Annotated in this window: 24 protein-coding genes, 1 other RNA gene and 2 pseudogenes; 10 read left to right on the top strand and 17 right to left on the bottom strand. The window is 65.9% G+C overall.

Annotation, left to right across the window (positions count from 1 at the left end; genetic code table 11):
- Window positions 1–56: 56 nt before the first annotated feature.
- The 9 genes from ssrA to prfB form a co-directional block, all read right to left on the bottom strand.
- Window positions 57–424: a transfer-messenger RNA gene (ssrA, locus tag BN972_RS28070) on the bottom strand.
- A gap of 209 nt (window positions 425–633) precedes the next feature.
- Window positions 634–1,596, bottom strand: a complete 963-nt coding sequence (locus tag BN972_RS05160; protein WP_036353651.1) for a hypothetical protein — start codon at window positions 1,594–1,596, stop codon at window positions 634–636.
- 148 nt (window positions 1,597–1,744) lie between these two features.
- Window positions 1,745–2,590, bottom strand: a complete 846-nt coding sequence (locus tag BN972_RS05155; protein ID WP_036353648.1) for a maleylpyruvate isomerase family mycothiol-dependent enzyme — start codon at window positions 2,588–2,590, stop codon at window positions 1,745–1,747.
- A gap of 31 nt (window positions 2,591–2,621) precedes the next feature.
- Complete coding sequence (gene smpB / locus BN972_RS05150) at window positions 2,622–3,107, bottom strand: SsrA-binding protein SmpB (RefSeq protein ID WP_036353645.1); 486 nt, start codon at window positions 3,105–3,107, stop codon at window positions 2,622–2,624.
- 2 nt (window positions 3,108–3,109) lie between these two features.
- Window positions 3,110–4,012 carry a permease-like cell division protein FtsX gene (gene ftsX / locus BN972_RS05145; RefSeq protein ID WP_036353642.1) on the bottom strand — a complete coding sequence of 301 codons (903 nt, stop codon included), beginning with the start codon at window positions 4,010–4,012 and terminating at the stop codon, window positions 3,110–3,112.
- Window positions 4,013–4,702 carry a cell division ATP-binding protein FtsE gene (gene ftsE / locus BN972_RS05140; RefSeq protein WP_036356582.1) on the bottom strand — a complete coding sequence of 230 codons (690 nt, stop codon included), beginning with the start codon at window positions 4,700–4,702 and terminating at the stop codon, window positions 4,013–4,015.
- Between the two features lie 44 nt (window positions 4,703–4,746).
- Entirely contained in the window at window positions 4,747–5,196 is a 450-nt protein-coding gene (locus BN972_RS05135) for a hypothetical protein (RefSeq protein ID WP_036353639.1), read from the bottom strand.
- Complete coding sequence (locus BN972_RS05130; RefSeq protein WP_036353636.1) at window positions 5,193–6,194, bottom strand: mechanosensitive ion channel family protein; 1,002 nt, start codon at window positions 6,192–6,194, stop codon at window positions 5,193–5,195. The genes BN972_RS05135 and BN972_RS05130 overlap by 4 nt, the downstream gene beginning before the upstream one ends.
- Entirely contained in the window at window positions 6,184–7,299 is a 1,116-nt protein-coding gene (prfB, locus tag BN972_RS05125) for a peptide chain release factor 2 (protein ID WP_036353634.1), read from the bottom strand. The genes BN972_RS05130 and prfB overlap by 11 nt, the downstream gene beginning before the upstream one ends.
- Window positions 7,300–7,408: 109 nt before the next feature.
- Here prfB and BN972_RS05120 point away from each other — a divergent pair, with 109 nt between their 5' ends.
- Window positions 7,409–8,767 carry an FAD-dependent oxidoreductase gene (locus tag BN972_RS05120; protein ID WP_036353631.1) on the top strand — a complete coding sequence of 453 codons (1,359 nt, stop codon included), beginning with the start codon at window positions 7,409–7,411 and terminating at the stop codon, window positions 8,765–8,767.
- On the opposite strand, the gene BN972_RS05115 is transcribed toward BN972_RS05120, so the two are convergent.
- Complete coding sequence (locus tag BN972_RS05115; RefSeq protein ID WP_036353629.1) at window positions 8,768–10,354, bottom strand: FAD-binding oxidoreductase; 1,587 nt, start codon at window positions 10,352–10,354, stop codon at window positions 8,768–8,770.
- A gap of 9 nt (window positions 10,355–10,363) precedes the next feature.
- The gene (locus tag BN972_RS05110) at window positions 10,364–10,567 is read right to left on the bottom strand and encodes a hypothetical protein (RefSeq protein ID WP_036353626.1); all 204 of its coding nucleotides are present in this window, start codon (window positions 10,565–10,567) and stop codon (window positions 10,364–10,366) included.
- Window positions 10,568–10,657: 90 nt separating this feature from the next.
- Between BN972_RS05110 and BN972_RS05105 the strand changes: the two genes are divergently transcribed.
- The 4 genes and pseudogenes from BN972_RS05105 (at window position 10,658) to BN972_RS05090 (ending at window position 14,429) form a co-directional block, all read left to right on the top strand.
- Entirely contained in the window at window positions 10,658–11,752 is a 1,095-nt protein-coding gene (locus BN972_RS05105; RefSeq protein ID WP_036353623.1) for an acyl-CoA dehydrogenase family protein, read from the top strand.
- A 1-nt stretch (window position 11,753) separates the two neighbouring features.
- On the top strand, window positions 11,754–12,941 hold the full coding sequence (locus BN972_RS05100; RefSeq protein WP_036353621.1) for an acyl-CoA dehydrogenase family protein: 1,188 nt from the start codon (window positions 11,754–11,756) through the stop codon (window positions 12,939–12,941).
- An 83-nt stretch (window positions 12,942–13,024) separates the two neighbouring features.
- Window positions 13,025–14,009, top strand: a pseudogene (locus BN972_RS05095) (Acg family FMN-binding oxidoreductase); the annotation flags it as partial.
- Complete coding sequence (locus tag BN972_RS05090; RefSeq protein ID WP_036353618.1) at window positions 14,001–14,429, top strand: pyridoxamine 5'-phosphate oxidase family protein; 429 nt, start codon at window positions 14,001–14,003, stop codon at window positions 14,427–14,429. The pseudogene BN972_RS05095 and the gene BN972_RS05090, both read left to right, overlap by 9 nt.
- 5 nt (window positions 14,430–14,434) lie before the next feature.
- Here BN972_RS05090 and BN972_RS05085 read toward each other — a convergent pair whose 3' ends face one another.
- Together BN972_RS05085 and BN972_RS05080 are read right to left on the bottom strand one after the other, a co-directional pair.
- Window positions 14,435–14,854: a group III truncated hemoglobin gene (locus BN972_RS05085; RefSeq protein WP_036353616.1), complete on the bottom strand. Its 420-nt coding sequence runs from the start codon at window positions 14,852–14,854 to the stop codon at window positions 14,435–14,437.
- A 2-nt stretch (window positions 14,855–14,856) separates the two neighbouring features.
- Window positions 14,857–16,236, bottom strand: coding sequence for a WS/DGAT/MGAT family O-acyltransferase (locus tag BN972_RS05080; protein ID WP_036353614.1), 1,380 nt, complete (start codon window positions 16,234–16,236; stop codon window positions 14,857–14,859).
- 144 nt (window positions 16,237–16,380) lie between these two features.
- Between BN972_RS05080 and BN972_RS05075 the strand changes: the two genes are divergently transcribed.
- Window positions 16,381–17,379 carry an Acg family FMN-binding oxidoreductase gene (locus BN972_RS05075; protein ID WP_036356575.1) on the top strand — a complete coding sequence of 333 codons (999 nt, stop codon included), beginning with the start codon at window positions 16,381–16,383 and terminating at the stop codon, window positions 17,377–17,379.
- On the opposite strand, the gene BN972_RS05070 is transcribed toward BN972_RS05075, so the two are convergent.
- From BN972_RS05070 to BN972_RS05060, 3 genes are read right to left on the bottom strand one after another with little or no spacing between them, the layout of a single operon-like run.
- Window positions 17,359–19,071, bottom strand: a complete 1,713-nt coding sequence (locus BN972_RS05070; RefSeq protein ID WP_036356573.1) for a GAF domain-containing sensor histidine kinase — start codon at window positions 19,069–19,071, stop codon at window positions 17,359–17,361. The genes BN972_RS05075 and BN972_RS05070 overlap by 21 nt on opposite strands.
- The gene (gene dosR, locus BN972_RS05065; protein WP_036356570.1) at window positions 19,068–19,721 is read right to left on the bottom strand and encodes a hypoxia response regulator transcription factor DosR/DevR; all 654 of its coding nucleotides are present in this window, start codon (window positions 19,719–19,721) and stop codon (window positions 19,068–19,070) included. The genes BN972_RS05070 and dosR overlap by 4 nt, the downstream gene beginning before the upstream one ends.
- A 22-nt stretch (window positions 19,722–19,743) precedes the next feature.
- Window positions 19,744–20,532 carry a universal stress protein gene (locus tag BN972_RS05060; RefSeq protein WP_036353611.1) on the bottom strand — a complete coding sequence of 263 codons (789 nt, stop codon included), beginning with the start codon at window positions 20,530–20,532 and terminating at the stop codon, window positions 19,744–19,746.
- A gap of 141 nt (window positions 20,533–20,673) precedes the next feature.
- Between BN972_RS05060 and BN972_RS30165 the strand changes: the two are divergent.
- A pseudogene (locus tag BN972_RS30165) lies at window positions 20,674–20,932 on the top strand (hypothetical protein); the annotation flags it as partial.
- On the opposite strand, the gene BN972_RS05055 reads toward BN972_RS30165, so the two are convergent.
- Window positions 20,929–21,285 (bottom strand): hypothetical protein, encoded by a 357-nt coding sequence (locus BN972_RS05055; RefSeq protein ID WP_036353610.1) that lies wholly within the window; start codon window positions 21,283–21,285, stop codon window positions 20,929–20,931. The pseudogene BN972_RS30165 and the gene BN972_RS05055 overlap by 4 nt on opposite strands.
- A 23-nt stretch (window positions 21,286–21,308) precedes the next feature.
- Here BN972_RS05055 and hisN point away from each other — a divergent pair, with 23 nt between their 5' ends.
- The 3 genes from hisN (at window position 21,309) to BN972_RS05040 (ending at window position 24,812) form a co-directional block, all read left to right on the top strand.
- Window positions 21,309–22,100 (top strand): histidinol-phosphatase, encoded by a 792-nt coding sequence (hisN, locus tag BN972_RS05050; RefSeq protein WP_036353607.1) that lies wholly within the window; start codon window positions 21,309–21,311, stop codon window positions 22,098–22,100.
- 83 nt (window positions 22,101–22,183) lie between these two features.
- Entirely contained in the window at window positions 22,184–23,584 is a 1,401-nt protein-coding gene (locus BN972_RS05045) for an acyl-CoA dehydrogenase family protein (protein ID WP_036353604.1), read from the top strand.
- Between the two features lie 25 nt (window positions 23,585–23,609).
- On the top strand, window positions 23,610–24,812 hold the full coding sequence (locus tag BN972_RS05040) for an acyl-CoA dehydrogenase family protein (RefSeq protein ID WP_036353601.1): 1,203 nt from the start codon (window positions 23,610–23,612) through the stop codon (window positions 24,810–24,812).
- Window positions 24,813–24,871 lie beyond the last annotated feature (59 nt).

The following is a 24,871-nucleotide window of genomic DNA, read 5'->3' as shown; positions in this document are numbered from 1 at the left end:
CATTGGCAGATGCTCGCCGGTGGCGCTGCCGGCGGTCCTCCCGAACCGCTTTACTCTGGTGGAGCTGCCGGGAATCGAACCCGGGTCCTACGGCATTCCCTCAAGGCTTCTCCGTGCGCAGTTCGCTATGCCTCTGCTCGGATCTCCTGGTCACGCGAACAAGCCAGGATGACGATCCCAGTCGCTGTTGGTGTCCCGATGAGTTCCGCGACCGAACTCATCGGTGGATCCCTCTAGATGACGCCAGGGTCCGGGTCGAGGGCTTTCCCGGTCTGACGGACTTGCTGTCGCTTAGGCAGCGAGAGCGAAGTCGCGCTGAGTGTTCTCGGCGCTTAATTGGTTGCAACGACGCTTACGGTGGTCTCTTGCCTGCACCGGCACGCTTCCCTTGATTCGATGCGCGAAGTCGAAACCGTTCAGCCCCTCGCATCCCCGCCGAACTTCTCGGCAGGACAACCCATGGTACGCCCTTGCTAACGCCGGGCAACGCATTAATGTTCCAGCATGTATCCAGCTAAGCCGAATGCCCCCGGCCTGGTGACCGGGGGCATTCAACAAGCCGTCGAGCGTGGGCCTGGTGGCGGCATCGAGGGCGATTTCTCTACCTAAGCCGCACGCTCGGCGAGCCGCAGGCTAGCTGATGCCGACGGCCTCCTTGGCAATCGCGGCGACGCGGGTCTGCGCGGCGGAGATAATGCGCTGCCGCTCCTTATGCGCCTCCTCGTAGGCGATGATGACGCGGACGTCATGCGGCGTGTCCAGATCCTTGATCGCGGCCACGGCGTCGTTGACGTTGAGGTCGTCGTAGTTCTTGATCGGCAGTTCGCTGGCGTCCAGGACACCCACCGACTCGCGACCCGAGTGCAGCGCGTCGGCTGCCTTGTCGGCGCCCTCGTTGCGGGTGACGCGCTCCGCGGCACGCAAAGCGGCGTTCTGCGACGCAGAGACGGCCTTCGCCGCGATCTCGCCGGCGTTGCCGCCACGCTCGACCAGGTCCTTGAACGCCGGACCCGCATTGCGCAGTGTCTCGACCGCACGGTCGATTCCGCGAGCCGACCAGGTGACCGGCAGGTTCACCAGCTTCACCGCGGTGCCGGCAGCCATCTGTACCGGGGTGCGACGCAGGGCGGCCGGACCACCCAGCGCGTCCTCAGCCAGCACGGTGGTCAACCAGTCGACCGTCGCCGAGTGCGCGGTGATCAGCCGGGTCGCCAACGCCTCGACGTCCTTGTTCTTCGCGGCAACGGCCAGCGCCTTGGTGTAGCGGGCGCGGTCCAGCAGCTGGTCCTCGAGCGCCAGGTCACCCAGCAACGCCTCGTCGAACGGCTCGGCCTGTTCGGTCAGCGCCTTGACCGCAGCTGCGGCGCGACCCAGGAACGGACCGATCACGTCCGGGTAGCCGCCCAGCTCCCGAATCGCCGACTGGATGGCTTCGGCTCGCTCGCGGCCATTTTCAGCGTTCTGCGTGAGCTCCCGGCGCACCGCCTCGGTGCGAGCCTGAGCCACACGGGTTTCGGCGATCTGAATTTCGGTGTTGGTCAGATCGAGCAGAGTGCGAAGCTGCGCGAGCAATCTGGTCGTATCCGGTGCAGTCATTATTGTTTGGCCTCCTAAGGCTTCCGTCGGTAGTGGCGCGCGACGCGCCTGTACTACGTCGGCTACCCATCCCCATGGCCACATCAACATCTGCCGCAATCTTGTGACCTAGATCGCTTTGCGGGTTGCGAGCAAACGAATTAGGCCGTCAGATCACGAAATTCAGGTGTTTAACTATTCGATCGGCCACGTCCTGATCACCTTCGAACGCGATGTCTTGGCTGCGCTGCGGGCACAATGGCCGCCCGCCGGCAAGCCTGGTGAACTGCAGCGCATCGACCCGAATCGTTGTGGTCGGCTCCTGTCCGCCGAAGTCCTCCACCACCTGCGCGCGCCCATCTACAGCCACACGCATCTGCTGGGCCAACGGTCCGGTCAGGTCGATGAGGACCCGCGACCCGTCCGGGGCGCCCGCGCGTTTGCCCACGACGAACCCCATGGATGTCGCGATCTCCGCGAGGGACAGGCGCGCCGCCGGTCCGATCAGATCCTCGTCGGCCGACGGCCGCTGCAGGCCGATGCGGATGTCCTGTTCGTGCATCCAGCAATCGAACACCCGGATCCGCATGAACCGCCCGTAGCTGTCGGGGCCCGCTGGAGTGACGCCCACCGCGTTCCACTCGTCGAGGGACATCTCTTCAAGCACTTTGCGCCGCGTCCCGGTGACGTCGCGGAAACGTTCGAGCACGGCAGCACCGGGCTCGTTGCTGAGATGCCGTACCCAGCACTCGTTCATCACGCCGATGTCGTTACGCACATGCTCAAGCGCCGACACGTCGATATCGGGTGCGGGCGGGCCGATGCCCTGCAGGAAGGACTCGGTACCGATGATGTGCGACACGACTGCTTGCACGTCCCACCCGGCCAGCGCGCTGGGTGCCCGCCAGTCGGCCTCGGACAACCCGCCGAGCAGCTCATCGAGGTCATCCCACACCGTGAACAGGCCCGTCAGGACTTCAGACTTATCGAGCAGCGTTACCGGACGCTCAGCCATGCTCGGATACTAGGCCCTGGATTAGCCGGGATCAGCCCATACCCTTGGCTCGGCGCCCGAGTTCCCGAATCACTTCACGTTGGGCATCGCGGCGGGCCAGGTCCTGGCGTTTGTCGTGCGCTTGCTTACCGCGGGCCAAGGCCAGCTCTACCTTGACCTTGCCGTCGTAGAAGTACATCGACAACGGCACCAGCGCGTAGTTGCCCTCGCGGATCTTGCCGATCAGCGTGTCGATCTGGCGCCGGTGTAACAGCAGCTTGCGGTTACGTCGCGGTTCGTGGTTCGTCCAGCTGCCGTGCCGGTACTCCGGAATGTGCACATTGCGCAACCAGATTTCGCCGTCGTCGACGGTGGCGAACGCGTCGACCAACGAGGCATGGCCCTCGCGCAGGCTCTTGACCTCGGTGCCCTGCAACGCAACACCGGCCTCGAAGACCTCGAGTATCGAGTAGTTGTGCCGCGCCTTGCGGTTGCTGGCGATGATTTTCCGGCCGTCGCCGCGCGACTTGGTCGCCATCGCTACCGCCGTATGTAGATACGCAGCGTCGCGTACGCAGTCAACCCCGACATCGCCACGCCGAGCAGCAGCAGGATCGGCGAGATATAGAGGATGTCTGCATAGTCGACCCTGGCGATCAGGTTGGCTTGATAGAACTCGTTCAGCGCATCGTCCAAGAACAGTGCACGTACCAGGATCAGGCCGGCGATTGCGATGCCAACACCTATGGTTGCCGCGAGCGTCGCCTCCACCAGGAACGGCAGCTGGGTGTACCAGCGACTCGCGCCGACCAGCCGCATGATGCCGATCTCGGTGCGACGGGTGTAGGCCGCGACTTGAACCATGTTGGCGATCAACAAGATTGCGCCGACGGCCTGGACCAGAGCGACGGCGAATGCCGCGTTGCTCAGCCCGTTCAGCACGGCGAACAGCCGGTCGATCAGCTCCTTCTGGTTCAGCACCGACTGCACACCGGGCTGGGGCGGCGGCCCCATCATCTCGGCGTCGAAGTCCTTGTGCTGCTCGGGGTTGTTGAGCTTGACGATGAACGACGCCGGGAAGGAGTCCTTGCCCGCCACGTCCTTGTACTGCGGGAACTTGCGGATCGCGTCGTCGTAAGCCTGCTGACGGTTGAGGAACCGCACTGACTTGACGTCTTGTCGCTTCTCGATCCTCTCCCGCAGCGCCTTGCACGGATTGTCGCTGCATGTCGGGTCGTTGGCGGAGACATCGTCGGTGAGGAACACCTGCGTCTCGACCCGGTCGAGGTAAATGGCCCGCGAGTTCTCGGCCAGCCGCACCACCAGCAACCCACCGCCGAACAGACCGATTGAGATCGCCGTCGTCAGGATCATCGCGATCGTCATGGTGACGTTGCGACGAAATCCAGTCAGGACCTCGTTGAGTAGGAATCCGAAGCGCACTTAGCGATCCATCCCGTAGACGCCACGCTGTTCGTCGCGAACCAGCCTGCCCAGTGACAACTCGACCACACGCTGACGCATCGCGTCCACAATGTGATGGTCGTGCGTCGCCATCAGCACGGTGGTCCCGGTGCGGTTGATCCGCTCCAACAGATCCATGATGTCCTTACTGGTATCCGGGTCGAGGTTGCCGGTGGGCTCGTCGGCCAGCAGCACCAGGGGCCGGTTGACGTACGCGCGGGCGATTGCCACCCGCTGTTGCTCGCCACCGGAGAGTTCGTGCGGCAGCCGGTTCGCTTTGCCGGACAGACCGACCGTCTCAAGCACTTCGGGCACCACCCGGTTGATCGCGTCGGTGCGCCGCCCGATGACCTCCAGCGCGAAGGCAACGTTGTCGTACACCGTCTTCTGCTGCAGCAGCCGGAAGTCCTGGAAGACGCACCCGATCACCTGACGCAGCTTCGGCACGTTGCGCCCGCGCAGCTTGTTGACGTGGAACTTCGACACCCGGATGTCGCCGGATGTCGGTGTGTCCGCAGCCAGCAGCAGCCGCATGAATGTCGACTTGCCCGAACCCGACGGACCGATGAGGAAAACGAACTCACCCTTGTCGATCTTGACGTTGATGTCATCCAAGGCCGGACGGGCCGACGATTTGTACTGCTTGGTGACATGTTCCAGGGTGATCATCACGGCACGCCAGTGTAGCGGGGTGTTTCGCGCAGCCGCGAAAGTCAGCGGCCGGGAGCCGGCAAACCGGGCAGCGGCGGCGGCGGTGGCGGGTTCGGACTGGGCGTTGACGTCGGCGTGCAGAACGGCGGGATGCAGGGCAACTGGATCAACGGCGTGGTTGTCGTCGTCGTCGTGGTCGTCGGCGGAGGTGGCGTCGTGGTGGGGGTCGGCGTGGGCGTGGGCGTCACGTTGTTGGGCTGTTGCACCCGGGTGCGCGGCACCCAGGTGTAGTTGGGGTCGGGCACGAAGCCGGGCGGCACCACCTGAGACGGCGGCGTATTGCTGCGTGGCTCCTCGCGCGGGCTATAGGTCTCATAGGTCCACCACAGCGCAAGGAACGCGATGATCAGCACCAGGGTTGACGTGCGGACACGGCCGCCGAACAGGTGGCTCGGGGCGCGCCGCTCTTCTTTGCTGCGGCGCTTGTGCAGCAGGTTCAGGTCCAACTTCATCGCTGCGCCACCGAACCCTTGTCCGCACCCGTCTCCTCACTGCGCTCGGCGTCGGGAACGCCGCCGTCATCGACGACGCCGACCGTCGCATCGGCCGCGGTGACGATGCCGGCGCGGGCCAGAGCACGAATGACCAACACCCGCAACTGTCGCCCGGCCTCGAACTGCTTGCCCGGTAGCGTGCGCGCCACCAGACGCAGGGTGACGGTGTTGAGTTCGATGCTCTCCACACCCATCACGGTGGGCGCATCAAGCAGCAACTCGCCCAGCACCGCGTTGTCCATGGCGCGCTCACACTCTTGGTGCAGAACCTCATTGACGCGGTTCAGGTCGGCGCTGGTCGAGACCGGGATGTCGACCACCGCGCGCGCCCAGTCCTTCGAGAGATTGATGGTCTTGACGATCGAGCCGTTCGGAATCGTGTACAGCTCACCGTCCGACGATCGCAGTCGGGTGACCCGCAGCGTCACGTTCTCCACGGTGCCGCGCGCCTCGGCCGCGATCCCCGAGACCGTCAGCGACACCAGATCACCAAAGCCGTACTGCCGCTCGACGATGATGAAGAACCCCGACAGCAGATCCTTGACCAGCTGCTGAGCACCAAAACCCAGGGCGGCGCCCACGACGGTCGCCGGCGCGACGAGCCCGCCCACCGAGAACTGCAGCACGTTGCTGATCTGCATGATCACCACGATCGAGATCAGCACGATGGACACCCACGAGATCACCGACGCCACCGCCTGGCGGTGCTTGGTGGCCTCCGAGCGCACCAGCGCGTCGCTCTCGGTGAAGCCCTCGTCGAGTGAGCGGGTCACCCGCTGGGCCACCCAGTTGACGAACCTGGCGGCCAGCACCGCGGCGATCACCAGCATCGCGATCCGCAGACCCCGAGTGATGATCCACTCGCCGATCTGGCCACGCCAGAAGTCATGCCACCGCTGCGCCGCAGAGGCGAAACTTAAGGCAGGGCCTGATAAAAGCACAGTGTTAGTCGTCATCTTTCCTGTTGCGCCACCGGATCCCCGCTTCCAGGAACCCGTCGATGTCTCCATCCAGGACGGCCGCAGGATTGCCCACCTCGTACTCGGTCCGCAAATCCTTGACCATCTGGTAGGGGTGCAGCACGTATGACCGCATCTGGTTTCCCCAGGAGCTGCCGCCGTCGCCCTTCAAGGCGTCGAGCTCGGCGCGTTCTTCAGAACGCTTACGCTCCAACAACTTTGCCTGAAGTACCCGCAACGCCGAAACCTTATTCTGCAATTGCGACTTCTCGTTCTGGCAAGTGACGACGATACCGGTTGGGATGTGGGTGAGTCGAACCGCCGAGTCGGTGGTGTTGACCGACTGGCCGCCCGGCCCACTCGATCGGTAGACGTCGACGCGGATGTCGCCTTCCGGGATGTCGATGTGGTCGGTGGTCTCCACCACCGGCAGCACCTCGACCTCCGCAAAGGAGGTCTGACGTCGGCTTTGGTTGTCGAACGGGCTGATCCGCACCAGCCGGTGGGTGCCCTGTTCCACCGACAGCGTGCCGTAGGCGAACGGCGCATGCACGGCGAAAGTGGCGCTCTTGATCCCCGCCTCTTCCGCATACGACGTGTCGAACACCTCGACCGGGTACTTGTGCTGTTCAGCCCACCGGATGTACATCCGCATCAGCATCTCGGCCCAGTCGGCGGCGTCCACACCGCCCGCACCGGAGCGGATTGTGAGCAACGCCTCACGTTCGTCGTACTCGCCGGACAGCAAAGTACGCACTTCGGTGGCCTCGATGTCGGCCCGCAGTAACTTCAGTTCGGCGTCGGCTTCGGCCAGCGCGTCGTCGCCGGCGGCGCCCTCTTCCTCGTCGGCCAGCTCGTAGAGCACCGGCAGGTCATCGAGACGGCGGCGCAATTCCTCGATGCGGCGCAACTCCCCTTGCGCATGGGACAGTTCGCTGGTGACCCGCTGGGCGCGGTTCTGGTCGTCCCACAGCTTGGGGTCCGAGGCTTCCTGTTCGAGCTTTTCGATTCGACTCTTCAGACCGTCGACGTCCAATACCCGTTCCACCGTGGTCAGGGTCGCGTCAAGGGCGGCGATATCTGCTTGACGGTCAAGTTCCACAGGCGACCACGTTACCGTCAGCACCGTCTAGCATCAGAAACCATCAGTCTCGCCCCCGGCTACGACGCCCAGCCCAGCGCGTCGCATCCGGCACGAACAGAAGGTCGGTATGCGTCCTTACCACGTCGCCATCGTCGGCTCCGGTCCGTCGGGGTTCTTCGCCGCCGCTTCCCTGCTCAAGGCCGCCGACGCGGCCGACGAGCTGGACGTGGCCGTCGACATGCTCGAAATGCTGCCCACCCCGTGGGGGTTGGTGCGTTCCGGCGTGGCGCCCGACCACCCCAAGATCAAGTCGATCAGCAAACAATTCGAGAAAACCGCCGCGGACTCGCGGTTCCGCTTTTTCGGCAACGTCGTCGTCGGTGAACACATCGAGGCCGCCGAACTCGCCGAGCGGTACGACGCGGTGATCTACGCCGTCGGCGCGCAGTCGGACAAAACGCTCAACATTCCCGGTGAGGACCTGCCCGGCAGCATCTCCGCGGTCGACTTCGTCGGCTGGTACAACGCGCACCCCCATTTCGAGGACAAGACACCGAATCTGTCCGGCGCCCGCGCGGTCGTGGTCGGCAACGGCAACGTCGCCATCGACGTCGCCCGCATTCTGGTCACCGATCCCGACGTTCTGGCACTCACCGACATCGCCGACCATGCGCTGGAGTCGCTGCGGCCGTGCGGGGTCGACGAGGTGGTGATCATCGGCCGCCGCGGTCCGCTGCAAACGGCGTTCACCACGCTGGAGTTGCGTGAACTCGGGGAGCTCGAGGGTGTCGACGTGATCGTCGACCCGGCCCAGCTGGCGAACATCACCGACGAGGACGCCGAGGCGGCCGGCAAAACCACCAAACAGAACATCAAGGTGCTGCGGGGCTACGCCGAACGTGCGCCGCGCCCCAACCACCGCCGAATTGTGTTCCGGTTCTTGACCTCCCCGATCGAGATCAAGGGTGAGGATCAGGTCGAAAGCATCGTGCTGGGCCGCAACGAGCTGGTCACCGACGAGAGCGGATGGGTGTCGGCCAAGGACACCGGCGAACGCGAGGAACTACCGGTGCAGCTCGTCGTCCGATCCGTCGGGTACCGCGGCGTGCCCACCGCGGGCCTGCCGTTCGACGAGAAGCGAGGCACCATCCCGAACACGGACGGCCGCGTGGACGGCAGCCGCAACGAATACGTCGTCGGCTGGATCAAGCGCGGCCCCACTGGGGTGATCGGCACCAACAAGAAGGACTCGCAGGACACCGTTGACACGTTGCTCGCGGACCTCGCCGATGCCACGCTGTCGGACTTCCCTGCCGACCACGCCGACCGGCTCGCCGACTGGCTAGTCGAACGGCAGCCCAAAGTGGTCACGTCGGCGCACTGGGAGGCCATCGACCAGTTCGAGCGGGCGGCCGGCGAGCCGCACGGGCGGCCCCGTGTCAAGCTGCCCAACCTTGCCAAGCTGCTGCACGTCGGACACGGCTGATCACGGGTCGAACAACACACCGGGGTTCAGGATTCCGGCCGGGTCCAGCGTGTGCTTCACCGCGCGCAGCGCCGCGGCAAACGGACCGGGACGTTGCCGGTCGTACCAGGGCCGGTGGTCGCGACCGACCGCATGGTGGTGAGTGATGGTCCCACCGGTTGCGCTGATCGCTTCAGAGACAGCGGCTTTCATCTCGTCCCACTGTGCGTCCAGCGATCCCCACCGTCCGGCGGCATAGATTCCGTAGTACGGGGCTGGGCCATCGGGATAGACATGGGTGAACCGGCAGGTCACCACACCGGCGCCGCAGACCCGCTCGATCGCAGCCCGGGCGGCGCCGGTCACCGCGGCATGCAAGGTCTCGAATCCGTTCCAGGTACAAGCGGTTTCGAAGGTCTCGGCGATGACGCCGCGACGCGCCAGGGCGTCCCTTTGATAGGGCATCCGGAGGAACGCCGAACGCCAGCTCTCCGAAGCGTCGGCGGAACCCGGTTCGGCGCCGTGGGAGTCGCGGCTACGACGGGCGATGACGGTGCCGCCGTGTTCGGCGGCGATCTCGATGGCCCGGTTGAGCCACGGATCTATCGGGTGGTCCGCGGATTCGAATGCGAGCACCAATAATCCGCCGCCGACCGCGGTGCCCGCGTTGAGGAAAGCCTCGGCGGGATCGAGCAGTCGGCAGTTCGCCGGGAACAGCCCGGCTTGGGCGATGATGCGGGTGGCGGTGACTGCGGCAGTCCAGTCCTGAAACGCCACTGACGCGGTCACCTGCCAGCGGGGACGGTTCTGCAGCCGCATCCAGGCTTCGGTGATGACGCCCAGAGTGCCCTCGGAGCCGACGAAGAGCCGGTCCGGGGACGGCCCGGCACCCGAACCCGGCAGTCGACGGGATTCGCTGACTCCGGTGGGAGTGACCACCCGCACCGATTCGGTCAGGTCGTCGATATGGGTGTAGAGGGTGGCGAAGTGCCCGCCGGCGCGGGTGGCGAGCCAACCGCCGAGGCTGGAGAAGGCGAAGGACTGCGGGAAGTGCCGCAGCGTCAGGTTGTGCCGGCGCAGTTGATCCTCGATCCATGGCCCCAGCGCCCCGGCCTGGATCCGGGCCGCCCGGCTGACCTGGTCGACCTCGATCACCGCGCTCATGGCGCTGACGTCCAGCGTGATCGCCGGCGCCTCGAAGCGGGGTTCCACCCCGCCCACTACGGAGCTGCCCCCGCCGTACGGAATGACCGAAATCCGTTCGCGGGTACACCAATCCAGCACATCGACGACATCCTGTTCACGGCGCGGCCGCACGATCAGGTCGGGAACATGGTCGAGTTTGCCCTGCAGATTGCGGGCGACATCTCGAAATGCTTTGCCGCGCGCGTGACCCGCCCTATCGATGACCTGGCTGGAGCACAACGCCGCCAATGCCGCGGGCGGCGTGATTCGCGGGCCGGGCAGCCCCAGCGCAGCGGGATCCGGAGGCCGGTGGTCGGTGAGATCGTGGCCGGGCAGCATCGCCGCCACGCGGTTCACCAGCTCGTTTGTCTCCTGCTGCGTGAGGGCCTGTTCCAGCGTGCCCCACCCCCACCACGAACGCATGCCGGTGAGTCAGCGCTTGAGAACGACGAAGGCCCCGAAGGCGACCAGCAGCGCCAGCGCCAGCATGATGCCCCAGCCGGCACCGGCGAATATCCATGTGACGGCGATCAGGGCCAGAAATGGGGACGCCGCGAAAAGCGCTATTCCCGGGTTCTGCCTGATCACTGCCAGCGCGCTCTTGGCCCGGATCGGGTCGATTTCCTTGCCTGCCATTCGTTCAGAATGCCAGGTGAGCGGCACAATGCAAGCCGGTCAAGCCGATCGGCGAGGATGAATGTGACAAGCCGAGAGGGGTGGCACCAAATGACCATCACTACCGACGAGCGCGCCGAGCTCCAGACGGCGGTTCGAAGTCTGTTGCACGACCGCTGCACGGAGGCCGACGTGCGGCGGATGATGGGCACCGACGAGGGATTCGATCGCGAATTATGGGGACTGCTCGCCGGCCAAGGCGTCACCGGCGTACTGGTCGACAGCGCGTCCGGAGGCGTCGGCTTGGGCCCACTCGAGGTCGAAGCGATCGCCGAGGAGATCGGCGCGGCGCTGCTTCCCTCGCCGTGGCTGTCCAGTTCGGTGCTGACCGTCGCACTGATTCAGGCGGCCGGCTCCGAGGACGACAAGCGCCGGCTGCTCCCCAGCCTGGCGGACGGCACGAAGATCGGGACGGTCGCCATCACCGGTCCGCGTGGCACCTGGACCGCGAATGACGTTGCCGTTCATGCCGATACCGCCGGCGCGCTGACGGGCAGCGCCCACTACGTCACCTGGGGGCACGTCGCCGATGTCATGCTGGTGGCAGCCGACACGGGCGACGGCATCGGGGTATTCGAAGTGACTCCGGATGCGGTGGGATTAAACCATTGCCCTGAAACGGTTTTCGATCCGACCGTGCGACTGTCGACGTTCATCTTCGAAAACACTCCCGCGCGACGGCTGGGCACCGCGGGATGGGAGGCCGTCCAGGAAGCGCTGGACTTGGCGGTGCTTGCGCTCGCTGGTGAACAGGTCGGCGGATCCCGCCGGATCTTTGATATCACCGTCGAATACCTCAAGACGCGCATCCAATTCGGCCGAGCGATCGGCAGCTTCCAAGCGCTCAAACACATGGCCGCTGACCTGCTGCTGGAAAACGAGTCGGCGATGTCGGCCGCTCACCATGCGGCCGCGATGATGGCGGCGCGGAGCGACCAAGCCGAAGGTGCGCTGGCATTGGCCGGATTCGTGTGCGCCGAAACCTACGAGTTGACCGCCATGCAGGCCATCCAGATGCACGGCGGCATCGGCTTCACCTGGGAACACCCGGCGCACCTGTTTCTGCGCCGCGCCCGCACCGGCATGCAATTGTTCGGTCCCGCAGCGGCGTACCGGGAACGCTACCTCGTTTCGAAAGGCGCCTGACATGTCTTTGCCTACTGTCGACGAACTGCGTTCGGAAGTCCGAAATTGGCTGCAGCAGAACTGGACGGGACTACCCAAACATGACGACCCGTGGAGCAGTTCACCGGAACGCATCGCCTGGCTGGAGCGGGTCCTGGACGCGGGATACGCGGTACCCGCCTATCCCGCTGAATGGTTCGGCCGCGGGTACCCCAACGATCTCGCCACCCATATCCGGCGGGAGTTCACCGCCGTCAAAGCGCCCGGGGCCGGGCAGGACAAATACAACATTGCGGCCAACACCATTTTGAAGCTTGGCTCAGCCACGTTGAAACACCAACTGCTGCGGGATTTCCTGACCGAGCGGGTTCGCACCTGTCTGTTGTACAGCGAGCCCGGTGCGGGTTCCGATCTTGCGGGTGTGCGCACCACCGCGGTGCGCGATGGCGACCACTGGGTGGTCAACGGGCAGAAGGTATGGACGTCCGGCGCGCAGACCGCGGACTATGCGCTGCTGATCGCCCGCACCGACTGGGACGCACCAAAACACAAGGGGCTCAGCTTTTTCCTGCTGCCGATGAAGCAGCCCGGCATCGACGTCCGGCCGCTGGTGCAGATCACCGGCGAGTCACACTTCAACGAGGTGTTCATCACCGATGCGCTCGTGCCCGACGACCATCTGCTCGGAGCCGAGGGCGACGGCTGGCGCGCACTGCAGACCGCCCTGGCCTATGAACGATCCATCATGGGTGACACTGGCCGCGCCTCGCGCAATCGATCACGGGCGGACGACCTGATCGCACTGGCGCGTGCGCACGGCCGGCTCGATGATGCCGCGGTGCGGCGTTCGCTGGCCGAGGTGCTGGCGCTGCGAGAACTCAACGCGCTCAACAACGCCCGGGCCAAGGCCAGCACCGAGCAGGGGACGTCCAGTTCGATCATGTCGTTGGGCAAGCTGGCGATGTCACGGATCCTGCACGCCGAGGCGCGGCTGAAGTCCGAGCTGATCGGCGCCGCGACGCTGCTGGCCGGCCGGGACAACCCGGAGTCCGACGACGTCAATTTTCTTGCCTTGAACGCGTTTTTCACCTCGATCGGTGGCGGCACCGACCAGATCCAGCGCAACATCATCGGGGAACGGGTTCTTGGGCTGCCCAAGGAGCCCGAAGCCGACCGCGACATTCCCTTCCGCCAGGCCCGTCGGAATTGACCGAGCATCTCGCGGTCGGTGAGGACCGAAGTCCCTATCGGTCCGCGACGGACCTCCGTAACGTCGTAGTCGTGGACAAAGACGTGCTGCGAAACGCGGTGCTGTTGGCTTGCCGGGCACCGTCGGTGCACAACAGCCAGCCGTGGCGGTGGGTGGCCGAGGGCAACGCCGTCCATTTGTTCGTCGACCGCAACCGAACCGTGCCCGCCACAGACGGTTCCGGCCGCGAAGCGCTGGTCAGTTGCGGCGCGGCGCTGGATCACCTCCGCGTCGCCATGACCGCCGCGGGCTGGGGCGCCGACACCGTCCGCTTCCCCAACCCCAACAATCGCGATCATCTCGCCACGCTCGAATTCAGCGCGACCGACCAAGTCACGGCCGCCCAGCGTGATCGCGCGGGCGCCATCCTGCAGCGCCGCACCGATCGGTTGCCGTTCGACCGACCCGTCTATTGGAACCAATTCGAAACGGTGCTGCGCAGCACGCTGGACAATGACGCCGTCACGCTGGACGTCCTCGACGACGAGAAACGACCGCGCCTGGTCGAGGCGTCACAGCTCAGCGAGGCGCTGCGTCGCGACGACGTGTCCTATCATGCCGAACTCGACTGGTGGACTTCGCCGTTCGTGTTGTCGGACGGCATGCCGCCGTCCGCGCTGGTGTCGGACACCGAGCGGTTGCGGGTGGATGTGGCCCGAGAGTTTCCGGTCCGCGGTCACCAGGACCGACGCCCCGAGGTAGCGACGGACTGGTCGAAGATCCTGGTGCTGTCGACGCCGGAAGACACTCGGCCCGACATCCTGAGATGCGGCGAAACGCTTTCCGAGGTGTTGCTGGAATGCACGATGGCCGGAATGGCAACCTGCACCTTGACTCACCTGATCGAAGCGAGTGCAAGCCGCAATATCGTGCGTGACCTGATCGGCGGGCGGGGCGAACCCCAAGTACTGATCCGCGTGGGAATCACGCCGGTGATGGAAACGGTCGAGCCGCCGACGCCACGCCGACCCCTGGACACCGTCCTGAAATTCCGCGAACCGTCCCGAGAAAGGTGACCCGATGACCGACGAGCCGATCACCGTCCTATCCGAGAGCGAGAGTTGGGATCTGCTTGGCACCGCCGCGCTCGGCCGGCTGGTGACCACCTTCGCCGGCGAACCGGAAATCTTCCCGGTCAACTACGTTGCCCAGAACCGCACCATCCTGTTCCGGACCGCCGAGGGCACCAAGTTGTTCTCAGCGGTGAGTAACCATACCGTGCTCTTCGAGGCCGACGACCACAATGTCGCCGAAGGCTGGAGCGTGATTGTGCGCGGCCGCGCGCGATTGCTGAAAATCGACGCCGAGATCGAGGAAGCAGACCGCGCCGGTCTCTACCCGTGGACGTCGACGCACAAATCCAACTACGTGCGCGTCACCCCGACCGAAATCACCGGCCGCCGCTTCGTATTCGGCCCCGAGCCGGACCGCAACGAGACGGTCTCTTAAATTGTTCACCCGGTGAGAAACACGTCGAGTTCGCGAGCATCGGTGCCGGTGAGCCGTCGATGCATCGCCCAGGCAATGCGTCCGGCCTGTACCTTGGCCCGTTCGGCGGCCGGGCCGGTGTACATCTCGTCAACGGTCGCCCGCCATAGGGTCAACCAGCGAACGAAGTGGCTGGCGGACAACGGTGTTCGGTGGTGGATGTCTCGATGTGCCGCCAGCGCGCTGCTCCGATAGCGGCCGGCGCGGAACAGCACGGTCTCCCAGAAGTCGCACATGGTGGGCAGGTGATCGTCGAGTCCGGCTGCGCGTAGCTGCTCGAACGGCGCGTACAGGACGTCGTCGTGCAGCGCCCGGCCGTAGAAGCGGTCCAGCAGCGCCGCGACGTCGGCGCGGTCGGCCAGCTCGGCTCCGGTTGCCTCGCTCATCGTCACACCACCAGCGACAGCGGTCCCCGCGTCGGCGGGTTCCCGCGTCGCTTGCTGATTCGTACCAGGCGGGCCACCGCGTTTTCGATTCCCCGGGTCAGTTGGTTCACATCGGCCGCCACTTCGTAGTCGGCGAGAATGCCGAAATACAAGTGGTCGGCATAGCTGATCATCGCCACACCGGTCCGCAAATCCAACGCCAGCGGCGGCACCGGGTACACCCACACCACTTCCCTGTTCATGAACCGCAGCCGCCGCCGTGGCCCGGGCACATTGGTCGCCACCGTCACCACGCTGCGCTGCGGCAACCGCATGAGCAAGCCAACCGTCCAGGCCGTCAGCACGAATGGGATTCGACTGCTTAGGGAAAGCAGCACATTTCCCGCCTGTCGTTGGCCGCTGGACTTCGCCCGCCGCAGCCGGGCATGCACGGTGCGCAACCGCTGCACCGGGTTCTCCTCGTCCACCGGAAGGCTGGGCAGCATCAGCGACACGCGGTTGTCGGTCTTGTCGGATGCGTCGGCGGAGCGCACCGAAACGGGCACCAGTGTCCGCAGCGAATCCGCCAGCGGCTGCTGGCCACGGTCGATCATGACATTGCGGTAGCTCTCGGTAATGGCCGCCAGCGCAACGTCATTGACGGTGACCTGAAAGGTCTTGGCGACCAAGTCGATATCGGCCATCGCGACCCGCGTGCCGCTGAACCGGCGCAGGTCACTGAGCGGACCAGTCAGCGGAGATGGAGCCGGGCTGAGTAGGCCGGCGGCGAGCTCGCCGGCACCCTGGGCGGCCCGGACGATTCCGGCCGTCACCGCGGCCGACGCATTCATTAGCCCACCGAGCAGTGATGTGCGCTCGGGTGCAAGCTTTTTGGGTTCATGGGCCGCTAGCAAGTGCTCGGTGAAACTTGCCCCACCGTCGTCACACAACCCGATCAGCATGTGGGCGGCCGCGATTCCATCGGCCATGCAGTGGTGCACTTTGGTCAGCATCGCCCAGCGGTCGTTGGCGAGCCCCTCGATGACCCACACCTCCCACAACGGTCGATCACGGTCCAGGCGGCGTGCCATCACATCTGCGATCAGCCCGAACAGTTCCCGATCGCCGCCGGGCTGCGGGAGGGCGACGCGGTGCACGTGCCGTTGCAGATCGAAATCCGGGTCGTCCACCCAGTCCGGCGCACCAAAGTCCAACGGGTGCTGCCGCAAACGCTGCGCCAATCGGGGGCAGCTGCGGATCCGTTGGGCGAAGGTGGACATCAGCGTCTTCTGCTCGGGCACCGGCCCTTCGATGACCGCGAGCCCGCCGATGGCAAGGCTGACCCGTGGATTGGCGTCTTCGGCTTTGAGGAATCCGGCGTCCAGCGTGGTCAGGTGGTCCATGAGTGCCACTATCCGCCGGCGGCGCGAGCCGGAGCAGGGCCAAAGGTCCCACGCTGCCAGGGCTTCCTGCCCTGCCGTAGCGGCTGAAGTTGAACGATCCTGGAAGTCATGACCACCGTCATCGACAGAAAGGGCCCGGCACCGATGAGCGCCCAATTCCCGGATGCCGGCACACTGCGGACGGTCCTGACACTGGCCACCCGCGCGCCCTCCATCCATAACACCCAACCCTGGCGCTGGCGGGTCGGCACCGCGCGCCTGGACCTGTTCTCCGAACCGGACATGCAGCTGCACAGCACTGACCCGGATGGCCGCGACCTGATCATCAGCTGTGGAGTGGCGCTGCACCATTGCGTCGTCGCGCTGGCCTCAATGGGTTGGCACGCCAAGATAAGTCGCTTTCCCGACGAGACCGACGTGCGCCACCTGGCCGTCATCGAAACCGTGCCGCAAGACCCGGATCCGGCCGACATCGCCCTGGCCGCGGCCATCCCGCGCCGGCGCACCGACCGGCGTGCCTACAGCTCGTGGCCGGTGCCAGGGGGTGACGTCGCCCAGATGGCGGCCCGAGCGGCCCGCGCCGGGGTCATGCTGCGTCAGGTCGAAGCCGTGGACCGGATGCGAGAGATCGTGGCGCGCGCCGTCCTCAGCCATGCCTCCGACGAGGCCTACATGCGCGAACTCACCACATGGAGTGGGCGTTATGGCGCGGTGGCGGGCGTTCCGGCGCGCAGCGCGCCATCGTCAGAACCGACTGCCCCGATCCCCGGCCGGTTGTTCGCCGGACCCGGCCTGGCCCAACCGTCCGGCATCTCCCCGGCCGACGACAGCGCCGCCATCCTGGCACTGGGCACCGACCGGGACGACCGGTTGTCCCGGCTGCGCGCGGGCGAGGCAACCAGCATCGTCCTGCTGACCGCCACCGCGATGGGGCTTTCGTGCTGTCCGATCACCGAGCCCCTCGAGATTCTCTCGACGCGTGACGCTATACGGGCGGATGTGTTCGGGGGCAGCGGCTTCCCGCAGATGCTGCTGCGGGTGGGCTGGGCTCCGATCAACGCCGATCCGCTGCCGGCGACGCCCCGGCGAGCGCTGGATCAGGTCGTCGCATGGCCTGCACCGCTATTGGAGAAGCGGCGCTGACCAGCGCAGCAATGTTCCACCGCCGGCCGCCTTATCGATCGCAAACTCACCGCCCACCTCTTCGGCGCGGCGCCGCAGATTCGTCAGACCGCTGCCGGTGAATTCCTCCGGCATCCCGCACCCGTTGTCGCTGACCTCGATGCACAGGTCATCCTCGACCCGAATCCGCACCGTCAACGTACTCGCGTGGGCGTGTCGGGCGGCATTGCTGACCGCTTCCCGCACCACCGCCTCGGCGTGGTCGGCCAAGGCACTGTCGACCACCGACAGCGGCCCGATGTACTGGACGGTGGTCCGCAATCCGGATCCGGCGAACTGGCCCACTGCCGCGTCGATGCGCTGCCGCAGCCGGGTGATGCCTTGGGCAGCACCGTGCAGATCGAAGATGGTGGTCCGGATTTCCTGAATCACCGCCTGAAGGTCGTCCACCGCCTCTGAAAGCCGTTGCTGCACTTCTGGTTCGCGGGCGCGGGCCACCGCGCCCTGCAGCGACAGACCCACCGCGAACAACCGCTGGATCACATGGTCATGCAGGTCCCGCGCGATGCGGTCGCGATCGGTCATGACGTCGAGTTCGCGCATCTGGCGTTGTGAGGTCGCCAACTGCAGGGCCAGCGCGGCCTGGTCGGCGAACCCGGCCATCATCTCGAGTTGTTCGTCGGTGAACATTCCAGGACTGCCGGCGCGCAGCACCACGACGACCCCGGCCACGGTCTCGGCGGTCCGCAGCGGCAGCACCAGCACCGGCGCGCCGTCAGCCGGTCCCTCGATGCCGGGCAAATCCAACTGATCGATCTGGCGCGGCATGCTGTTGGCGAATACTTCGCCCAGCGCGGTCCCGGTTACCGGGATAATCTGGCCGGCAACCGGTTTCGTTGCAGCACCGACGGTTTCGATGACCAGCAACTCGGCCACCTCGGCCGCCGGCGTGCTCTGGTCGAGTGGAACGGCCACCAGGGCGGCGTCGGCGGCGGTCAGTTTGACCGCCTGCTCTCCGACCAGCCGGAACACCGTCGTCGGCTCGGTGCCGGAAAGCAGTTCGGTGGCGATGTCGCGAGTCGCCTCGATCCAGGATTGCCGCGCCCTGGCCTGTTCGTACAGCCGGGCATTGGCGATGGCGATGCCCGCGGCCGCCGCCAACGCCTGCACCAACACTTCGTCGTCGTCGCTGAACGGTTGCCCGTTGAGCTTGTCCGTGAGGTACAGGGTGCCGAACGCTTCGTCACGGACCCGAACCGGCACCCCGAGGAACGTGCGCATCGGCGGATGGTGGGGCGGGAAGCCCACCGAGGCCGGGTGCAGCGAAATATCGTTGAGGCGAAGCGCTTTGGGCTCGTCGATCACCACTCCGATGACGCCCAGACCCTCGGGGAGATGCCCGATGCGGCCGACGGTTTCCTGATCGATGCCCTCGTGGATGAATTGCAGCACGCGGTTGTCGCGGTCGTGCACCTCCAGGGCGCCGTAGCGCGCGTCGACCAGGATCGTGGCCGAATGCACGATGGTGCGCAGTGTTTCGTCGAGTTCGAGTCCCGACGTGACCACAAGCATCGCTTCCAGCAGACCGTCCAGGCGGTCGCGACCCTCGACGATCTGCTCCACCCGGTCCTGCACCTCGACCAGCAGTTCGCGCAGCCGCAGTTGCGAGAGCGTGTGGCGCAACGGTCCCAGGCCCGGGTCGTCTGTTGTCATCGCCACTCACCGGAAGGCCGTGTTCGCTTCAACTCCGTTGCGAATACGGCTGCTTGAGTCCGGCGCTCCATGCCCAGCTTCGCCAGCAGCCGGGACACGTAGTTCTTCACGGTCTTTTCCGCGAGGAACATCCGATCGGCAATCTGTTTGTTGGTCAGGCCCTCGCTGAGTAAACCGAGCAGGGTGCGCTCTTGCTCGGTGAGGCCCGACAACGGGTCCGGTTTCTCGGTGGTGTCGCGCAGCTTCGACATCAGGGCTGCCGCAGCGCGATTGTCGAGCAACGACCGGCCGGCGCCCACGTCCTTGACGGCACGGGCCAGCTCCATCCCCTTGATGTCCTTGACGACGTACCCGCTGGCACCGGCGAGGATCGCATCGAGCATGGCTTCGTCCGAGGTGTAGGACGTCAGGATCAAACAGCGCAGTTCGGGCATCCGTGACAGCAGATCTCGGCACAATTCGATGCCGTTGCCGTCTGGCAGCCGAACGTCCAGGACTGCCACATCGGGGTTCGCCGCCGGGATCCGGGACATCGCTTCGGCTACCGAGCCGGCCTCACCGACGACGTCGAGTTCCGGGTCGGCGCCGAGCAAATCGATCAGGCCGCGCCGCACCACCTCGTGGTCGTCGACCAAAAAGACTTTAACCAAGGCATCTCTCCTGACCAGCACCCTACAAGTTGGCGCACCGTACGGTAAGTACCGACGATCCCGCGTTGTAGACGCTGCAGACCTGCGCCGCGTACGAGTCGGTGACGAACAGCTGTCCCGGCGACCCTTGATCGGCCATGTATCGGACGGCTTGCCCGCGTACGGTGGCAGGCTCCACTCGGACGTCCGGGTACAACCGCGTCCACCGCGCCAGGCGTCGATCCAATTGTGCTTGCGCACCGCCACTTTGATCGCCAGCGTGCCCTTGCACGGAGATCGCGCGCAGCGGAACCTTGCGCAGCCGGGCCTCGTCGAATGCGTGCCGCAGCACCGCCCCATTGTCCACTTCCGCGACGACGCTACGCACCCGAGGTTCGGCCGCGCCATCAGGTGCGCGGTGGATGACCGCGACGGGGCACAGCGACGATCCGGCCAAGGAGCCCGCGACGGAGCCCTGGCCGCAGCGCGCGTGGTTGAGCCCCATCGAGCCGACGCAGATCATCAGCGCGGATCTGGATTCCTGCAACAGCTTGGCCAGCGGCTTGCCCCACAGGACCTCGGTTTCGATCTGGACGTGCCGGCCCACCGCCTCGACCGCACGGTAGGCGTCATAGAGGGCCGAGCGCGCGGCGGCCTGGCGAGCTTCGATGCCGCCGGCCTCGCCTATATGCGCCGCATCGATCACATGGACCAGTCGCAACGGGACCTCGCGCTCGGCGGCCTCGTCGATGGCCCACAGTGCTGCATCCAGGGCCGATTTCGACCCGTCGATGCCGACGACGATTGCTGGACGTGACTCGCGGTGGCTCATCTCGGCCTCCCTCTTTCGATCCCTGCTGCAACCACCACGCTATGGGCCGGGCAAACCGCCGCCCAGGGGCGATGGTCCCGAAATCAGGGCCATAAGTCCCCAGTGACAAATGGTGTTGTGAATAACGTTGCGGCCCATCCGGTGCGGGACGTCGAGATTTCCGAGTCGATGCAACGAACGATGGCCCGCAAAGCCCAAGCCGAGCGCGAGCGAGGCGCGAAGATGATCAACGCACGCGCAGCAGGGCTGCGAGGAGCTGCGTGAGACCGCCTAGACGCTGCCCAAGCGTCCGTCCTCGCAGCAGTTGCGTTATCTGCAAACACTTCCGGAGTCGGGTGCGGATGCAACCTCGATCGCTATACGGACTGCGGGCGGCCAAGAACCCCCATGGCGCCGCTAGTCATCGAACGGCTGCGGCGCCGCCGGCGGCGGCTCGGACGGAGCGAATCGCCAATTGTCCGGGTTTTTCGGTGAGTAAACGACGGGCAACTGCTGGCCGGTGGCCGGCCGCGGCGCATCGTCACCGACCACCAAGCGTCCGTACACGGCGTGCTCATTGACGGTGGGCCCATTGATCACACCCGAGATGGTGACGAACTGCTGCCCGGAGGCGTCTGGGGGACCCGAGGTGACACCCGTCACGAGGAGCGTGCCGCTGGCCAGGGCGCCGCGCGGCCCGGGCTTGATGAACCGCGGCGCCAGAAAGACGACGAGTACCGCGACCAGGAGAAGCAGCACCATGAATTCCCACACATGTCCATGGTAGGACTGCTGGCATGAGTCACCCGGATTCGACGGATTTGCGCTTTGCGCTGGCCCTGGCCGACCGGGCGGACGCGCTGACTCGCGCCCGGTTCGGTGCGATCGACCTGCGCGTCGAGACCAAGCCCGACTTGACCCCGGTAACCGACGCTGACCGCGCCGTGGAGACCGAATTGCGCGACGCGATCGCCACCGAGCGGCCCGGCGACAGCGTGCTCGGCGAGGAGTTCGGCGGCACCGCAACATTCGCCGGGCGGCAGTGGATCATCGATCCCATCGACGGCACCAAGAACTTCGTCCGAGGCGTGCCGGTGTGGGCCAGCCTGATCGCGCTGCTGCAGGACGGCGTCCCAACCGTCGGCGTGGTGAGCGCCCCGGCGCTGCACCGGCGGTGGTGGGCGTCCAGCGGCCAGGGCGCCTACGCATCGGTCGATGGCGGGCCGGGCCGTTCACTGTCGGTTTCTGCTGTGGCACAGGTTGATTCGGCGAGCTTATCGTTTTCCAGCTTGTCCGGCTGGGCTCAGCTCGGTCTGCGCGAGCGCTTCATCGATCTGACCGATACGGTCTGGCGGGTGCGCGCGTACGGCGACTTCCTGTCCTACTGCCTGCTAGCCGAGGGTGCCGTGGATATCGCCGCCGAACCCGAGGTATCGGTGTGGGACCTCGCCGCCCTTGACATCCTGGTCCGCGAAGCGGGCGGGAAGTTCACCGCCCTCGACGGCGCCCCCGGGCCGCACGGCGGGAGTGCCGTGGCGACGAACGGCCTGCTGCATGAACAGGTATTGAGCGCCTTGGGTTCGGTGTGAATTAGGCAACACGACCCTATCTATCTTACTCCGGAGTAAGATACGGTTGTACACGCAACGCCCCAACGACCGAGGCTGCCGATATGACCGACACCGCCCCAAAACCCACCCGCAAGCGCCGCAAAGGCCGTGGCGAACAGACCGCGATCGGGATGCAGCCACACAAGCGAACCGGCGTCGACGTCGCCATCGCCCTGATCACCCCAATCGTCGGCCAGGAATTCCTGGACAAATACAACCTGCGCGGTCCGCTCAACCGCAGCCTGCAATACGGCACCAAGACGCTGTTCTCCACCATGGGAGCCGCCAGTCGGCAGTTCAAGAAGGTGCAGAGCCTGCGCGGCGCGCCGACCCGACTCAAGTCCAGCGGCAAGGACTATTTCGATCTGTCACCCGACGACGACCAGCAGATGATCGTCGAGACCGTCGAGGAATTCGCCGCCGAGATCCTGCGGCCCGCCGCCCACGACGCCGACGAAGCCGCCACTTATCCCGCGGGTCCCTCCGGCCTACTCGCCAAGGCGGCCGAACTCGGCATCACCGCGATCAACATTCCCGAGGAGTTCGAGGGCATCGCCGAGCACCGCTCGGCGGTGACCAACGTGCTGGTGGCCGAGGCGCTTGCGTACGGCGACATGGGGCAGGCGCTGCCGATCCTGGCGCCCGGTGGCGTCGCGTCCGCGCTGGTCCACTGGGGCAGCGCCGACCAGCAGGACACCTACCTCAAAGAGTTCGCCGGCGAGAACGTGCCGCAGGCCTGTGTCGCCATCGCCGAGCCCCAGCCCCTCTTCGATCCGACGCGGCTGCGCACCACCGCGGTGCGGACCCCGTCGGGCTACCGGCTGGACGGGGTGAAGTCGCTGGTACCGGCCGCGGCCGACGCCGAGCTCTTCATCATCGGCGCACAGCTCAACGGCAAGCCCGCGCTGTTCATCGTGGAATCGTCCAGCCAGGGCCTCACCGTCAAGCCCGACCCCAGCATGGGTATCCGCGCGGCGGCTCTGGGACAGGTCGAACTGAACGGCGTAACGGTGCCACTGCACGCCCGGTTAGGCGAGGACGGGGCCACCGACGACGACTACTCCGAAGCGATCGCGCTCTCGCGCCTGGGCTGGGCCGCGCTCGCGGTCGGCACCTCGCACGCGGTGCTCGACTACGTCGTCCCGTACGTAAAAGAACGCCAAGCCTTCGGCGAGCCGATCGCCCGGCGACAGGCCGTCGCCTTCATGTGCGCCAACATCGCCATCGAGTTGGACGGGCTGCGGTTGATCACCTGGCGCGGCGCCTCCCGCGCCGAGCAGGGCCTGCCGTTCGCCCGCGAGGCGGCGCTGGCCAAGCGGCTCGGTTCCGACAAAGGCATGCAGATCGGCCTGGACGGTGTGCAACTGCTCGGCGGCCACGGTTTCACCAAGGAGCACCCGGTCGAACGCTGGTACCGCGATTTGCGGGCCATCGGCGTCGCCGAGGGCGTAGTGGTCATCTAGGTTTCGAGCGAAGGAAAGAACAGTCATGGCAATCAATCTGGAGCTCCCCCGCAAACTGCAAGCCGTCGTCACCAAGACACACCAAGGCGTTGCGGAGCTGGTGCGGCCCATCGCCCGCAAGTACGACCTGCGCGAACACGCCTATCCGGTCGAACTCGACACCCTGATCAGCCTGTTCGAGGGCGCGTCGGAGTCCTACAGCTTCGCCGGTGCCGGCGAGCTGCGCGGTGCCGAGAACAAGGAAGACAATCACAACGGCGCCAACATGGCTGCGCTGGTGCAGACCTTGGAGGCCAGCTGGGGTGACGTCGCGATGATGCTGTCCATCCCCTACCAGGGCTTGGGCAACGCGGCGATCTCCGCCGTGGCCACCGAGGAGCAACTGGAGCGTTTGGGCAAGGTATGGGCCGCCATGGCCATCACCGAACCGGGATTCGGCTCCGACTCGGCGGCGGTGACGACCACCGCCAAGCTGGACGGCGACGAGTACGTGATCAACGGCGAGAAGATCTTTGTCACAGCGGGTTCGCGGGCCACCCACATTGTGGTCTGGGCAACGCTGGACAAGTCACAGGGCCGCGCGGCGATCAAGTCGTTCATCGTGCCACGCGAGCACCCGGGCGTCACGGTGGAACGTCTCGAGCACAAGCTCGGCATCAAAGGATCCGACACCGCGGTGATCCGATTCGACAATGCCCGCATTCCGAAGGACAACCTGCTCGGCAACCCCGAAATCGAAGTCGGCAAAGGCTTTTCCGGCGTGATGGAAACCTTCGACAACACGCGGCCGATCGTGGCGGCGATGGCGGTCGGCATCGGGCGGGCCGCACTGGAGGAGATCCGCAAGATCCTTGCCGAGGCCGGAGTCGAGATCAACTACGACCGGCCCGCGCAGGTGCAGAGCGCGGCGGCCGCTGAGTTCCTGCGGATGGAAGCCGACTGGGAGGCCGCCTACCTGCTGTCGTTGCGAGCCGCCTGGCAGGCCGACAACAACATTCCGAACTCCAAAGAAGCGTCGATGAGCAAGGCGAAGGCCGGGCGGATGGCCAGCGACGTCACACTGAAGGCGGTCGAATTGGCCGGAACCACCGGCTATTCCGAGCAGACGCTGCTGGAGAAGTGGGGACGGGACTCCAAGATCCTGGACATCTTCGAAGGCACCCAGCAGATTCAGCAGCTGGTGGTCGCCCGAAGGCTGCTGGGCCTGTCGTCCGCCGAGCTCAAGTAGCCCGCGCGAGCAGACGCGAAGGCGCCCCAAATGGCCATTTTGGGGCGCCTTCGCGTCTC

The organism is Mycobacterium asiaticum DSM 44297 (assembly GCF_000613245.1).
GTDB lineage: Bacteria > Actinomycetota > Actinomycetes > Mycobacteriales > Mycobacteriaceae > Mycobacterium > Mycobacterium asiaticum.
Note: the sequence above shows the minus strand (reverse complement) of the source record. Positions and strands in the feature narration are given on the sequence as shown.